Source organism: Bacillus cereus group sp. MG1 (assembly GCF_040460035.1).
GTDB classification, from domain to species: Bacteria; Bacillota; Bacilli; order Bacillales; family Bacillaceae_G; genus Bacillus_A; species Bacillus_A cereus.
On sequence record NZ_JARVGY010000001.1, the window covers coordinates 2,427,501 to 2,441,824 of the forward strand.

Here is a 14,324-nt window from a genome sequence, read left to right on the forward strand (position 1 = left end):
AGGATCGTTACAACAACCATAAAGAACAGAGCTGGCACAAATGCTTTTTTATTTGTTTCTTTGCTTTTTACATAAGCAACAATTGCTCCAAACACAAATAATATTCCAGCAACAAGTATGTTATTCCCTAACGAGACTTCCCCATTTGCAATAAGTACAGATCTTAAATACACAAAATCAAATAATACGAATGCAATAAAGAAGAGCTGGACTGCATTCCATAAAGAAGATGAGCGGAACATCCCTAGTCCAAAACGGTGGATTGTTAAATATGCAAAGAATCCCATTTGACTTATAACACTAAAAATAAATCCTACACCCATCAGCCAGAAAGATACTGCTAAAATCTCCTTACCGTCGAAATTTTGAAAAAATTCATTGTACTTGTCCCACTCCAAAACAAAACCAATAATAACTGTGCTAATTCCACCAAGAAACAACGTCGTTAAAAATAGTCGTACCCACTTGCGGCTATTCACAACACATCCCCCATTATCCTTATATTTCTAATTAAATTGTATCAATGACAATTTCAAAAAGCTAGCCATGTTCATGTATAAATTCCTTAAAGATATTTATATTAAAAAGAGAGAACTGTGCTGAAAGGAGTTCCAACTTATGAAACGGATGCTATTCATTTTCGTTTCTTCTTTTCTACTTATCGCACTTGCAGCATGCGCACAAGGAAAAGAAACGAAATCCGAACTAGATTACGATCAAACAAAGAAAATGATTGTTGATATTTTAAAAACAGATCAAGGTAAGAAAGCTATTCAAGATGTATTAACTGATGAAAAAATGAAACAAGCACTCATACTAGATGAAACAGTAGTAAAGAAAACGATTGAAGATGCCATGGTATCCGATAAAGGGCAACAATTCTGGGAAAAGCTCTTTAAAGATCCTGAGTTCTCATCGAAGTTCGCTAAAAGTATGGGGAAAGAACAAACCCAATTAATGAAAACCTTATTAAAAGACCCTGAATACCAAGCAGGCGTTATAGAAATTATGAAAAATCCTGAAGTAGAAAAAATGATGTTACAAACAATGAAGAGTAAAGAATACCGTCAATATCTACAACAAGTACTAACAGAAACTGCTGAAAGTCCACTCTTCCAAGCCAAGATGATTGATATCATTAGTAAAGGTGTGCAAAAAGCTGAAAAAGGCGGATCTGGTAAGAAAGAAGCAGGCGGTGACGGTGGTTCTCAAGGCGGGAAGAAGGAAGAATAGTAAAAAATAATAACTATAATAACGAGTGGACAATTTATACATTGTTCACTCGTTATTACTTTATCTTGCTATTAACAGACGAAATGGCACCCTCTAGTTAAGCGAAAGGTTTACTAGCAACAAAAGCCTTATTGTTGTCAGTAACAGGTGAACCCCACTGATTAAAGTTTCACTTTATTTTTGTGTAACAGCTGTTCTATCAATTACTGTTTCAGCTATTTTACTATAAATAATGCCCGTTGTATGTGTATCTTCATATACTGAAGGAGCAAAGTCTTCTTTATTCCAATCGGGTTGTTGTAGCGGAATGCGACCAAGAACATTCGTTTGTAATTCGGTAGCTAACTTATCTCCCCCGCCTTTTCCAAATACATATTCTTTCTCACCAGTTACCTTACTTTCAAAATATGCCATATTCTCAACAACACCAAGAATACTATGTTCAGTGCGCAATGCCATCGCTCCAGCACGCGCTGCTACAAACGCAGCTGTTGGATGAGGCGTCGTTACAATAATCTCTTTGCAAGATGGCAACATTGAGTGCACATCTAACGCAACATCACCTGTGCCTGGTGGCAAATCTAGTACTAAATAATCTAAATCGCCCCATTCTACTTCTGTGAAGAAGTGGTTTAACATTTTCCCAAGCATAGGTCCTCTCCAAATAACTGGTGCATTATCCTCTACAAAGAAGCCCATTGAGATTACCTTTACACCTAAACGTTCCACCGGAATTATCTTGTCACCTCTTACGATAGGACGTTTTTCTATCCCCATCATGTCTGGCACACTAAAACCGTAAATGTCCGCATCAATAATACCAACTTTTTTTCCTAAACGAGCTAAAGCAACTGCAAGGTTAACGGAAACAGTTGATTTTCCCACGCCACCTTTTCCACTCGCTACTGCTAAGAATGTTGTTTTTGAATTAGGTGACAATAAAGATTCACTTTGCTCTTCTTCTTGTTCCGGTGCAAACTGAGCTAATTCCTCTTCTGTAAATTCTGCAAAACGAAGTCCAACTGTTGCTGCCCCAAGTTCTTTTACTAACTTTACAATTCCAGACTGCAACTGCATTTGTTCCGCTGTACCGGTTTTTACGATTGCAATTTTGACACTCACATGTTCCTTCTCTGGCTTGACTGTTACCTCTTTAATTGCACTTGTTTCTTTTAATGTTTTATGTAAAAACGGATCTACAATCCCTTCTAACGCTTCAACCACTTGCTCTTTCGTTATCATAATTAGCCCAGCCCCCTGTATGAAAAATAACGTAATGTTAATTGAATTTATCTCTGCTTATCCTTGAAATAAATGCGTTTACATTTCCAGTATAACATATTTTCCGAAAACTTCGTTAACGAGAGAAGCTCAAAAAAATCCTCCTTATTCTGGAGGATTTCCTTTTTCCGTGAAATAACGTAATATACCACGGTATATTGCAGCTGCTACCTTTTGCTGATATTTCTCCGAATTTAACATATACCTTTCGTTCACATTCGATAAAAAGCCAGCTTCAATTAAAGCACCTGGTGTTTTAGAATACTTTAATAAATATACATGCGAAATTGTCTTAGCAGAACGATTCGTGTTTTCTAAACTTGTTCTCAATTCAGCCTGTATAAATTTTGCAGCACGTTCATTTTCAATCGAAGAGCGGTAATAGAACGTTTGTGCGCCTTTCGATCCACTACTAGTTAAAGCATTTAAATGAATACTTGCAAAAAAGTCTACATCAGGTTTATTGATGATTTCTACACGTTTTTTTAAATCCTCTGCTTTACGTCTACTATATGACTTTGTATCTTTGTTAGCTAAATCATAATCTCCCTCACGCGTTAAAATAACTAGTGCACCTTGTTCTTGTAAATAGTCTTGTACCTTTTTTGTAATTTCAAGCGTAATATCCTTTTCTATAATATCCTTTCCACCAACAGCCCCTCCATCTGGTCCACCATGCCCAGCATCTAATACAATTACTTTCCCTGATAAGGGTAAATTCCAAGCTCGCCACGATTTTGTAATTTGAAATTCTTGTTTAACTAAAAAAAACAATACAACCGCAGCGAGTGCAAAAGAGATAATTCGAATTCTCTTCATACCTTTCCTCCTCCAGCTAGTCCCTCTAATTACTTATATGGGACAAGAGGAAAGTTTATGCTTGTCTTAATGAAGCTTTAATCGATATCTTCTTTCACCTTTTTCATACCCTTCTTGCCACCACAATCCTATAAACTGCTGACAAGATTCAAAAAGTAATTCCTCATCTTTCAACTTTATTTCTCGCATAGTCATACTCGTTAAAAATTGAAATAGCGTTTCAGTTAATTGTTGTTCTTCTTCTAAAGCTCTATATTTCACATCAAAAAACGATTCACCATAATAACCAAATTTACTGTATCTCGCTCCTAATAAATAAGATTCTATCCCTAATTCAATACAGTAATCTTCATACTGACGATGAAGCTCTTGCATTTGAAAGGCATCACGAATATTTGAACGCAATGTTTTTAATGATAATTCCCGCAACATCTTCCGCTCGTATTTTAACTGCTTTTCTTTTTGTTTTTCTTGTAAGCTGACAATGACATTCATAGTACTTATAAACCTCCCTAATACGTATTAGTCTAAACTTCTAAAGAAGAAGCATACGCGTGGCGGTAGCACTAAAATATTCCAAGCTATAAAAATTGCAAAAGAGGAATGAAACATAAAAAAACCCCAACCAAAATGGTTGGGGTTTGTAGTTCGCAAAAATTAACGTTTTGAGAACTGAGGTGCACGACGTGCGCCTTTAAGACCGTATTTTTTACGCTCTTTCATACGTGCGTCACGAGTTAATAGACCTGCACGTTTTAGTGTTAGACGGTATTCTGGATCAGCTTTTAATAAAGCGCGAGAAATACCGTGACGAATAGCACCAGCTTGACCAGTGTATCCACCACCATTTACGTTTACAAGTACATCGTAGTTACCTAAAGTTTCTGTTGCAACTAGAGGTTGTTTCACTACTTCACGTAATGCAGCAAATGGGATATAGTTTTCAAAATCACGACCGTTAATGATAACGCGTCCTTCGCCTGGAACTAGGCGTACGCGCGCTACTGAACTCTTACGACGTCCAGTGCCATAGTATTGAACCTGTGCCAAAGTAAGCCCTCCTTTAATTAATTATCCGCGAAGTTCGTAAACTTCTGGTTTTTGTGCTTGGTGTGGATGCTCTGCTCCAGCATACACGTTAAGTTTCTTAGAAACTTGACGGCCTAAGCGTCCTTTTGGAAGCATGCCTTTAATTGCAAGCTCTAACATTTGTACAGGGTAGTTTGTACGCATTTCAAGAGCTGTTCTTTGCTTAAGTCCACCTGGGTGGTTAGTGTGACGGTAGTAAATTTTATCGTTTAATTTATTACCTGTTAAATGAATTTTCTCAGCGTTAATAATAATTACATGATCACCCGTGTCAACGTGTGGTGTAAATGTAGGTTTGTTTTTACCACGTAAAATGGATGCTACTTCACTAGCAAGGCGACCTAAAGTTTGACCTTCAGCATCAACCACATACCATTTACGCTCAACTTCGTTAGCTTTTGCCATAAAAGTCGTACGCATGTGTTTCCCTCCTCGTTATCTTTTCCATAGAAAAAATCTATTGTTTATCTTAAACACGATTTCCTTCCGGGGCTAATCGTGGTTTTAGAAACAATACCATATGTTATGATATACTTTTGAGTTTCTAATGTCAAGCAAATGTTACACCAGGATTAGTTGTTATAGTTTACCTCCCATAAGTAAAGCCCATGACCTGGAGCCATCTTTCCAGCAAACTGACGATTTTGTTTCGCTAAAATCTCTGGAATGCTATCAGGATCAAGCTTTCCTTGCCCTACGCTAAGTAACGTACCAACAATAATTCTGACCATATTATATAAAAATCCATTACCTACAAAACGAAAAATTATTTCATCATTTTGTTCAATTAACTCGATTTCATAAATTGTTCGCACTTTATCTTTTTTGTCAGTTTTTGCCGAACAAAAAGAAGTGAAATCATGTGTTCCAATAAAATAAGGAATTGCTTTTCTTATAGAGTTGATTTCGAGCGGGTATGGATATTGATATACGTAATTTCTACGGAATACATCCGCAGTCTTTGATAATAATACACGATAACGATATTCTTTTTTCTCAACACCGTAACGTGCATGAAATTCTTCTGTTTTTTTCTCTACTTGCCTAATAACAATATCATCTGGCAACATTGTGTTTAAAGCATTAATCCATTGCCACTCTTCAAGAGACAAAGGAGTATCAAAGTGTATTACTTGTCCTTTTGCATGAACTGTAGAATCTGTTCTACCAGATGCCTGAACACGAACAAGTTCTCCCTTATGCAATTTCTGCAATGCTTTTTCTATCTCCTGTTGAACAGTACGATGGTTCGGCTGAATTTGATAACCACAAAAATGCATGCCATCATATGCAACCGTACATTTTATTCTATCCATTTCTCTATTCTCCATTACGATCGCACCCATGCCAAAATACAAGCTAAACAAAATAAGCTGACAATCGTTACTGTATCGCTTTTTTTCCAGCGTAGTTGCCTAAATTTAGTACGTCCTTCACCACTTTGATATCCACGAGCTTCCATCGCAATGGCTAAGTCCTCTGCACGCTTAAAAGCACTGATAAACAGAGGAACGAGCAGTGAAATAATAGCTTTCATTCTATCTTTTATCGGTCCCCCGGCAAAATCAATACCACGTGACGCTTGTGCTTTCATTATTTTACTCGTTTCATCCATTAATGTCGGGATAAAACGAAGAGAAATTGACATCATTAATGCGATTTCATGAACAGGAACCTTTATACGCTTCAACGGCTTTAATAACGTCTCCAAACCATCTGTAATTTCAATAGGTGTCGTCGTTAACGTTAATAATGTCGTCATTAAAATAATAACGAAGAATCGTACAGAAATGTATATCCCTTGCTCTAATCCTTTTTCATATATCGAAAACCAACCAAGCTGGAATAGTACATCCCCCTCCTTATTTGTAAAAATATGCAGGAAAAATGTAAAAAGAAAAATCCATAAAATTGGTTTTAAGCCCGAAAGTACATAACGAATCGGCACTTTTGCAAAAAATAAAGCAATGAGTGCATATAAAAATAAAAATCCATATGAAATCGCATTATTTGCTAAGAAAACAACAAATACATATAAAAAGACAATCAGCAGCTTCGTACGTGGATCAAGTTGATGAATAAGTGAATTCCCCGGGATATATCTCCCAATAATCAACTGCTGCATGATTCATGACCACCTTTTCGTAACACCTGCACAACTTCATGAGTAAGATCCTCTAAAGATAAGGTAGCCTTTGGAATTGAAATACCAAACTTCTCTTCAATTGCACGTTTATACTTTAATGACATAGGAAGATCCACACCAATTTTCTCTAGTTCATCGGCATGTGAAAATACTTCCTCTGCACTTCCTTGCAAAAAGACCGTTCCTTTATGCATAACTACAATCTGCTCCGCATACTGAGCAGCATCCTCCATATTATGCGTTACAAGGATAACTGTAAGCCCCTTTTCCTTGTGCAGCTTATAAAACATCTCCATAAGTTCGTTCTGCCCTTTGGGATCTAGTCCTGCTGTAGGTTCATCTAATACAAGCACTTCAGGTTCCATCGCCAGTACACCCGCTATAGCAACACGTCTCATTTGTCCACCACTTAATTCGAACGGAGAACGTGTTAACAGTTCCGGTTCTAGCCCTACAAGTTCAATTGCCTTTCTAGCCTTTTGCCTTGCTTCGTCTACAGATACTCCAAAATTAGTAGGGCCGAAACAAATATCTTTCTCCACAGTCTCTTCAAACAACTGATGTTCTGGGAATTGAAAGACAACCCCTACTTTTTTACGTAGTGGCTTTAACTTTTTTTCTTTCTTTCCTGCCGAAATCAAATGTTCACCAATTTGAACTGTACCATTTGTCGGCTGCAATAAACCATTTAAATGTTGAATCATCGTTGACTTACCTGAACCAGTATGACCAATAATGGCATAATAGCCCCCACTTGGAAACGACACATCTACATCATAAAGTGCGCGTCTTTCAAATGGAGTTTTATATTGATAACGATGCTCTACTTTTTGGAATGTAATCTCCAAAGTTCGTTCACCAAGCTTTCCATTGTAAGATGCGTATTTTGCAAGAGAATTTCATTTCTTTTTAATAATTCTGCTATTTTCACTGAAAACGGTACATCTAAGCCAATTTCTTGGAGCATATGAGAGGATTTGAAAATTTTTTCTGGAGTCCCTTCCTCTAATATTTCTCCCTTATTTAAAATAATGACACGATCTGACTGTGCCGCTTCTTCTAAATCGTGCGTAATCGATAACACGGTAATACCTTTTTGAGTAACAAGTTGTCTAACCGTTTCTACTACTTCACGTCTCCCTTGAGGGTCTAGCATTGACGTTGCTTCATCTAATATTAAAATAGATGGTTGAAGTGCTAAAACGCCTGCTATTGCCACTCGCTGCTTTTGCCCACCAGATAAGGAATGAGGCTCATCATTAAGAAAATCTTCCATACGGACAAGTCGCAAGGCCTGTTCTAATCTTTCAATCATTTGTTCTCTTGGCATTCCGATATTCTCTAAGCCAAATACAACATCATCTTGCACTGTTGTTCCAACAAATTGATTATCTGGATTTTGAAATACCATTCCAATTTGTTTTCGAACATCCCATACCGTTTCCTCTGATAAAACCATTGTATCATTTACTGTAATAGTCCCTGCTTCTGGCAAAAACAAACCATTCAATAATTTTGCAAGTGTAGACTTTCCTGAACCGTTTTGTCCAATAATAGATACCCATTCTCCCTCATATAAGGAAAATGAAACATCTTTTAATGCATAAGTGGCTGCCCCAGGATATTGAAATGATATATTTTCTATCCGAAGTTTCTCTTTTTTCAATATAAGGCACCCTTTCCTTCGCACAGTTAGCCTATTTTTATATTTAAAAAAAAGGGCCATGACCAGTTTCTTGAAAAGAACTGTCCTGCCCTTTTAATTATCATTATACTAACTCGATAATTACCATTGGTGCTGCGTCTCCGCGACGTGGACCAATTTTTGCAATACGAGTGTATCCGCCTTGGCGCTCAGCATAGCGTGGAGCTACATCAGCGAATAGTTTTTGAAGTGCATCTTGACCAGTCTCAGCGTTAGCTACTTCATTGCGAATGAAAGCTGCTGCTTGACGACGAGCATGAAGATCTCCGCGTTTACCTAAAGTGATCATTTTTTCCACTACAGAACGAAGTTCTTTTGCACGAGTTTCTGTCGTTTGGATGCGCTCGTTGATAATTAAATCAGTAGCTAAATCACGTAACATAGCTTTACGTTGCGCACTTGTACGGCCTAATTTTCTGTATGCCATTCGTAGTTCCCTCCTTTGTTGATGGGTTTAAATCCTCAGTCGTCTTTACGTAAACCTAAACCTAATTCCTCAAGTTTATGTTTAACTTCTTCTAAGGATTTACGTCCTAAGTTACGAACTTTCATCATATCTTCTTCTGTTTTGTTCGCAAGCTCTTGTACAGTATTAATTCCTGCACGTTTTAGGCAATTATAAGAACGAACAGAAAGGTCTAGTTCTTCGATAGTCATCTCAAGAACTTTCTCTTTTTGATCTTCTTCCTTCTCGACCATAATCTCAGCATTTTGTGCTTCATCAGTTAAACCAACAAAGATATTTAAATGCTCAGTTAAGATTTTGGCACCTAAAGAGATAGCTTCTTTTGGCCCGATGCTTCCATCCGTCCATACATCAAGCGTAAGCTTATCATAATTAGCCACTTGTCCGACACGTGTCTTTTCCACTTGGTAAGTCACACGTGATACTGGAGTATAAATAGAATCAATAGGAATTACTCCTATTGGTTGATCTTCGCTTTTATTTGCATCAGCTGGCGTATACCCACGGCCACGCTTTGCAGTTAAACGCACGCGGAAATGCGCATCTTTTGCTAACGTTGCAATGTGTAAATCTGGATTTAAGATTTCTACATCACTATCGTGAGTAATATCAGCAGCTGTGACAATACCTTCGCCCTGTACATCAATTTCCAACGTCTTCTCTTCTTCAGAGTAGATTTTAAGAGCTAACTTTTTCAAGTTTAAGATGATCGTCGTAACGTCTTCTACTACGCCCTCAACTGTTGAAAATTCATGTAATACGCCATCGATTTGGATAGCAGTAACAGCGGCACCAGGGAGTGAGGATAAAAGAATACGACGTAAGGAGTTACCCAAAGTAGTACCATATCCACGCTCAAGCGGTTCAATTACGAATTTACCATATTTAGCATCTTCGTTAAGTTCAACCGTTTCGATTTTCGGCTTTTCGATTTCAATCATTAACTAAACCCTCCTTCAAAACGTCGAAACCCCGGTTAAACAAAGGTATAACCCCTGTCTAACCGAAAGTCCCCCTTAGGCAGTTCCCGATTGTGCACAACAAGCGATGTTTCTGTACGAAATTTCTCGATAATGCATCATATCCATTATAGACAAAAGGGAAAATTCTATACAGAAAAATTACACACGACGACGTTTTGGTGGACGACATCCATTATGAGGAACTGGAGTAACATCTCTAATTGCTGTTACTTCTAGACCTGCAGCTTGAAGAGCACGAATTGCAGCTTCACGACCAGCACCAGGACCTTTAACAGTAACCTCTAAAGTTTTTAAACCGTGTTCCATTGCAGCTTTAGCAGCAGTTTCAGCAGCCATTTGCGCAGCGAATGGAGTAGATTTACGAGATCCACGGAAACCAAGTGCACCAGCACTAGACCAAGAAAGTGCGTTACCGTGAGTATCTGTAAGTGTTACGATTGTGTTGTTGAAAGTAGAACGAATATGAGCTATACCAGCTTCAATATTCTTTTTCACACGTTTTTTACGAGTGTTTGTTTTACGTGCCATTGTTAGTTCAACCTCCTTTACTTATTATTTCTTTTTATTTGCTACTGTACGACGTGGACCTTTACGTGTACGAGCATTGTTTTTAGAGTTTTGACCACGAACTGGTAAACCACGACGGTGACGAAGACCACGGTAAGAACCGATCTCCATTAGACGTTTGATGTTAAGAGATACTTCACGACGAAGGTCTCCCTCAACTTTAATACGATCGATGATATCACGGATACGTCCTAATTCGTCTTCCGTTAAATCACGAACTCGTGTTTCTTCAGAAATACCTGCTTCAGCAAGAATTTTTTCAGCAGTTGTGCGACCAATGCCGAATACGTAAGTTAAAGAAATAACAACGCGTTTGTCTCGAGGAATATCTACACCTGCGATACGTGCCATTACGAATGCACCTCCTTCTGATTAACCTTGTTTTTGTTTATGTTTAGGGTTTTCACAAATAACCATTACTTTTCCACGTCTACGAATAACTTTACATTTTTCGCAGATTGGTTTAACTGACGGTCTTACTTTCATGTCTCGAACCTCCTTAAAGATTACGGAGTGCTATATTATTTAAAACGGTACGTAATACGACCACGATTTAAATCGTACGGAGATAATTCTACCGTAACTTTGTCTCCTGGTAAAATACGAATGAAGTTCATACGGATTTTACCAGAAACGTGAGCCAATACGACATGCCCATTCTCTAATTCTACTTTGAACATAGCATTTGGCAACGTTTCAAGAACGGTACCTTCGACTTCAATTACATCATCTTTAGCCATTCAATAGTTCTCCCTTCTTCAAATCAGTAACATTTTACACTGCTCTGAAATCCCGGAGAGCCAGCTACTTATAAAGTGGTAAGGATTTCGTATCCTGCTTCTGTAAGAGCAATCGTGTGCTCAAAATGGGCACACCATTTACCATCTACCGTTACCACTGTCCAGTCATCAGATAGTGTTTTTACATATCGTCTTCCTTGATTCACCATCGGCTCAACACAGATGACCATTCCCGGCTTTAATCTAGGGCCTCTATTTGGTGGACCATAGTGCGGGATTTGAGGGTCCTCATGTAAGTCTTGCCCGATTCCGTGACCAACATACTCCCTAACGATCGAGAATCCATTCTCTTCAGCATGGGTTTGAACCGCATGTGAGATATTTGATAATCTCTCGCCTGGTTTTACTTGTTCTAGACCAAGATACAACGATTTTTCTGTGACATCAAGTAGCTTTTGAACAGATTCAGAAATGTTTCCAACTGGATACGTCCATGCAGAATCTCCATGGTACCCATTGTATTTCGCACCAATATCGATACTGATGATATCGCCCTCTTTGAGCTTGCGCTTCCCTGGAATTCCGTGTACAAGCTCTTCATTTACAGAAGCACATATGCTCCCCGGAAATCCGTTGTATCCTTTAAAAGATGGCGTAGCACCATATTTTTGAATCGTCTTTTCCGCTATTTGATCGAGCTCTTTCGTTGTAATTCCTGGAGTAATGTGCTGTTTCAACTCTTGATGAGTCAAAGCAACGATCCTGCCAGCTTCTCGCATGATTTCTATCTCGCGAGGAGTTTTGCAGATTATCATTACGCTAAGCCTCCGATGAGAACATCGATATCAGCAAATACTTTATTGATATCTTGCTCACCATTAATGCTTTGTAAGTAACCAAGCTCTTCGTAGAAATCAAGCAAAGGTTTTGTTTGCTTAATATTTACATCTAAACGATTTGCTACAGTTTCTTCATTGTCATCAGAGCGTTGATATAATTCGCCACCACATTTATCGCACACATCAGCTTTTGCTGGTGGATTGAATTCTAAGTGGTAAGTCGCACCGCACTCTTTACAAATGCGACGGCCTGTAAGGCGTTTTAATAACAACCCTGAATCCACATTAATGTTTAAAACATAGTCGATTTTTTTGCCAAGATCTTTCATAATTTCTTCAAGAGCTGATGCTTGTGCAACAGTTCGTGGGAAACCGTCTAGTAAGAAACCTCTTACGCAGTCGTCTTGACTTAAACGTTCACGAACGATTCCGATCGTAACTTCATCTGGAACAAGTGCACCTTTATCAATAAAAGATTTTGCTTGTAGACCCATTTCAGTTTCAGCCTTCATAGCTGCACGGAACATGTCTCCTGTTGAAATGTGAGGGATGTTATACTTGGCAACAATCTGTTCGGCTTGTGTACCTTTACCAGCACCAGGAAGCCCCATTAAAATTAAGTTCATCCTTGTTCCCCCTCAGAGTACATGAGCATGTAGGGAAGACAATTCTTCCCACTTACTCACTGCTTGATAAACCCTTTGTAATGGCGTTTTACCAGTTGGCTTTCTAGCTGCTTCATTGTTTCTAAAGCAACGCCGACAACGATTAACATACTCGTTCCACCGATCTGTGCAGATGGAGGAAGATTTCCCAATTTCGTAAAGATAACTGGTAAGATTGCAATCGCTGCTAGGAAAATTGATCCTACAAAGGTCAAACGATACAAGATTTTTGTTAGATATTGTTCCGTATTCTTACCCGGACGAATACCTGGAACATATCCACCTTGCTTGTTTAGATTCTCTGACATTTGCTCTGGATTAACCTGAACAAATGCATAGAAATATGTGAAGGCTACAATGAGCGCAACATATATGATCATTCCCACTGGGTGAGAATAGTTAAAGTTTGCAATAATCCACTGCGATACATCATGTTTCGGGAAGAACTGTGCAATAGTCGGAGGCGTAATTAAGAATGAAACAGCAAAAATTACTGGAATAACACCAGCACTATTCACCTTAAGCGGTAAATGTGTGTTTTGTGCTCCAGCATAACCACCATTTCCTCCTGTTACACGCTTCGCATATTGAATTGGGATCTTTCTAACAGCCTGTTGAATGAAAATAACACCCACAATAACTGCTAGCACAGCTAGTAAAATCAATGCAACTTTAACGATACTCATGAACAATTGATCTCCGATATTTTGAAACTGTTGCTGATACACTTGAGATATAACACTTGGGATCGCTGCGGCAATACCGCCAAAGATAAGGATGGAAATACCATTACCTACACCTTTAGCTGTAATCTGTTCACCTAACCACATTAAAAATGCAGTACCAGCAGTCAGTACCGTAGCAATGTATAAATAAGTGCTCCAACCTGGATTCAAAATTAATTGTCCACCTACCATACCGTTAAAACCGATTGACATACCAAACCCCTGAATAAACGCAAGAACAATTGTAAAGTAACGCGTGAATTGCGTTAATTTACGACGGCCCATTTCACCTTGCTTCGACCATTCCGAAAATTTAGGAACAACATCCATCTGCAATAATTGCACGATGATGGATGCTGTAATATACGGCATGATTCCCATCGCAAAGATGGAGAAGTTTTTCAAGGCTCCACCGCCAAATGTATTTAGAATACCTAAAGCATTTAATTGATCTTGTGCCTTCAGTACGTCTCCATTTGTAAATGGCACGGGGATAAACGTGCCAATCCTGAATACGATTAACATCGCTAAAGTGAATAATATTTTACGTCTTATCTCAGCAACGCGCATAAAGTTGGAGATTGTACGAAACATTAGATCACCTCAACTGATCCGCCAGCTGCTTCAATTGCTTCTTTAGCACTTGAAGAGAACTTGTGCGCTTTAACAGTTAGTTTTTTCTCTACTGCTCCGCTTGCAAGAACTTTAACACCGTCGTTTAACTTGCTGATAACGCCAGTTTCCAGCAATAATTCAGGTGTTACTTCTGTACCATCTTCAAAACGATTTAACGTTGATAAGTTTACAATAGCAAACTCTTTACGGTTAATGTTTGTGAAGCCGCGTTTTGGTAAACGACGGAATAATGGAGTTTGACCACCTTCGAAGCCAAGACGAACACCGCCGCCAGAACGTGCGTTTTGTCCTTTATGACCTTTACCAGCAGTTTTACCGTTACCAGAACCGATACCACGACCGACACGGTTACGTACTTTACGAGAACCTTCTGCAGGTTTTAATTCATGAAGTTTCATTCCCAGGCACCTCCTTATATTAATGAGTTATC

The 14,324-nt window shown here is 38.5% G+C and carries 21 protein-coding genes (1 of these 21 only partly in view); 1 reads left to right on the forward strand and 20 read right to left on the reverse strand.

Annotated elements, in window-relative coordinates:
• Positions 1–479: the 5' portion of a KinB signaling pathway activation protein KbaA gene (gene kbaA / locus QCI79_RS12585; protein ID WP_001088523.1), read on the reverse strand. It extends 133 nt beyond the left edge of the window; the window shows 479 of its 612 coding nt (coding positions 1–479); the start codon lies at positions 477–479; its stop codon lies off the left edge, out of view.
• Positions 480–618: 139 nt separating this feature from the next.
• Between kbaA and gerD the strand changes: the two genes are divergently transcribed.
• Entirely contained in the window at positions 619–1,233 is a 615-nt protein-coding gene (gene gerD / locus QCI79_RS12590; protein ID WP_000827296.1) for a spore germination lipoprotein GerD, read from the forward strand.
• 174 nt (positions 1,234–1,407) lie between these two features.
• Here gerD and QCI79_RS12595 read toward each other — a convergent pair whose 3' ends face one another.
• The 19 genes from QCI79_RS12595 to rplO all read right to left on the reverse strand — a co-directional run bounded on the left by QCI79_RS12595 (position 1,408) and on the right by rplO (position 14,292).
• A complete protein-coding gene (locus QCI79_RS12595; protein WP_000628846.1) occupies positions 1,408–2,475 on the reverse strand; it encodes an Mrp/NBP35 family ATP-binding protein in 1,068 nt (355 codons plus the stop codon).
• Positions 2,476–2,619: 144 nt separating this feature from the next.
• Positions 2,620–3,333 carry an N-acetylmuramoyl-L-alanine amidase CwlD gene (gene cwlD / locus QCI79_RS12600; RefSeq protein ID WP_000822439.1) on the reverse strand — a complete coding sequence of 238 codons (714 nt, stop codon included), beginning with the start codon at positions 3,331–3,333 and terminating at the stop codon, positions 2,620–2,622.
• Positions 3,334–3,399: 66 nt separating this feature from the next.
• On the reverse strand, positions 3,400–3,828 hold the full coding sequence (locus QCI79_RS12605; RefSeq protein WP_001101005.1) for a DUF2521 family protein: 429 nt from the start codon (positions 3,826–3,828) through the stop codon (positions 3,400–3,402).
• A 162-nt stretch (positions 3,829–3,990) separates the two neighbouring features.
• Positions 3,991–4,383: a 30S ribosomal protein S9 gene (gene rpsI, locus QCI79_RS12610; RefSeq protein ID WP_000079986.1), complete on the reverse strand. Its 393-nt coding sequence runs from the start codon at positions 4,381–4,383 to the stop codon at positions 3,991–3,993.
• Positions 4,384–4,404: 21 nt separating this feature from the next.
• On the reverse strand, positions 4,405–4,842 hold the full coding sequence (gene rplM / locus QCI79_RS12615) for a 50S ribosomal protein L13 (protein WP_001260793.1): 438 nt from the start codon (positions 4,840–4,842) through the stop codon (positions 4,405–4,407).
• 152 nt (positions 4,843–4,994) lie between these two features.
• Positions 4,995–5,738, reverse strand: coding sequence for a tRNA pseudouridine(38-40) synthase TruA (gene truA, locus QCI79_RS12620; RefSeq protein WP_002098927.1), 744 nt, complete (start codon positions 5,736–5,738; stop codon positions 4,995–4,997).
• 14 nt (positions 5,739–5,752) lie between these two features.
• Positions 5,753–6,547 carry an energy-coupling factor transporter transmembrane component T family protein gene (locus QCI79_RS12625; RefSeq protein ID WP_001186525.1) on the reverse strand — a complete coding sequence of 265 codons (795 nt, stop codon included), beginning with the start codon at positions 6,545–6,547 and terminating at the stop codon, positions 5,753–5,755.
• Complete coding sequence (locus QCI79_RS12630; RefSeq protein ID WP_000406535.1) at positions 6,535–7,416, reverse strand: energy-coupling factor ABC transporter ATP-binding protein; 882 nt, start codon at positions 7,414–7,416, stop codon at positions 6,535–6,537. Before QCI79_RS12630 ends, QCI79_RS12625 begins: the two co-directional genes overlap by 13 nt.
• Positions 7,392–8,234: an energy-coupling factor ABC transporter ATP-binding protein gene (locus QCI79_RS12635; RefSeq protein ID WP_000711759.1), complete on the reverse strand. Its 843-nt coding sequence runs from the start codon at positions 8,232–8,234 to the stop codon at positions 7,392–7,394. The genes QCI79_RS12630 and QCI79_RS12635 overlap by 25 nt, the downstream gene beginning before the upstream one ends.
• 103 nt (positions 8,235–8,337) lie before the next feature.
• Positions 8,338–8,700, reverse strand: coding sequence for a 50S ribosomal protein L17 (gene rplQ / locus QCI79_RS12640; RefSeq protein ID WP_000331490.1), 363 nt, complete (start codon positions 8,698–8,700; stop codon positions 8,338–8,340).
• A gap of 35 nt (positions 8,701–8,735) precedes the next feature.
• Positions 8,736–9,680 (reverse strand): DNA-directed RNA polymerase subunit alpha, encoded by a 945-nt coding sequence (locus QCI79_RS12645; RefSeq protein ID WP_000569643.1) that lies wholly within the window; start codon positions 9,678–9,680, stop codon positions 8,736–8,738.
• A 180-nt stretch (positions 9,681–9,860) separates the two neighbouring features.
• Positions 9,861–10,250: a 30S ribosomal protein S11 gene (gene rpsK, locus QCI79_RS12650; RefSeq protein ID WP_000101798.1), complete on the reverse strand. Its 390-nt coding sequence runs from the start codon at positions 10,248–10,250 to the stop codon at positions 9,861–9,863.
• A 24-nt stretch (positions 10,251–10,274) separates the two neighbouring features.
• Positions 10,275–10,640 carry a 30S ribosomal protein S13 gene (rpsM, locus tag QCI79_RS12655; protein ID WP_000090788.1) on the reverse strand — a complete coding sequence of 122 codons (366 nt, stop codon included), beginning with the start codon at positions 10,638–10,640 and terminating at the stop codon, positions 10,275–10,277.
• 21 nt (positions 10,641–10,661) lie between these two features.
• Positions 10,662–10,775: a 50S ribosomal protein L36 gene (gene rpmJ / locus QCI79_RS12660; RefSeq protein ID WP_000868344.1), complete on the reverse strand. Its 114-nt coding sequence runs from the start codon at positions 10,773–10,775 to the stop codon at positions 10,662–10,664.
• 35 nt (positions 10,776–10,810) lie between these two features.
• Entirely contained in the window at positions 10,811–11,029 is a 219-nt protein-coding gene (gene infA, locus QCI79_RS12665) for a translation initiation factor IF-1 (protein WP_001029884.1), read from the reverse strand.
• A gap of 68 nt (positions 11,030–11,097) precedes the next feature.
• Positions 11,098–11,844 (reverse strand): type I methionyl aminopeptidase, encoded by a 747-nt coding sequence (gene map / locus QCI79_RS12670; protein ID WP_000582539.1) that lies wholly within the window; start codon positions 11,842–11,844, stop codon positions 11,098–11,100.
• Positions 11,844–12,494 (reverse strand): adenylate kinase, encoded by a 651-nt coding sequence (locus QCI79_RS12675; protein WP_001048989.1) that lies wholly within the window; start codon positions 12,492–12,494, stop codon positions 11,844–11,846. The genes map and QCI79_RS12675 overlap by 1 nt, the downstream gene beginning before the upstream one ends.
• Before the next feature lie 56 nt (positions 12,495–12,550).
• On the reverse strand, positions 12,551–13,852 hold the full coding sequence (gene secY / locus QCI79_RS12680) for a preprotein translocase subunit SecY (protein WP_000490117.1): 1,302 nt from the start codon (positions 13,850–13,852) through the stop codon (positions 12,551–12,553).
• A complete protein-coding gene (gene rplO / locus QCI79_RS12685; RefSeq protein WP_000766081.1) occupies positions 13,852–14,292 on the reverse strand; it encodes a 50S ribosomal protein L15 in 441 nt (146 codons plus the stop codon). Before rplO ends, secY begins: the two co-directional genes overlap by 1 nt.
• Between the last annotated feature and the right edge of the window lie 32 nt (positions 14,293–14,324).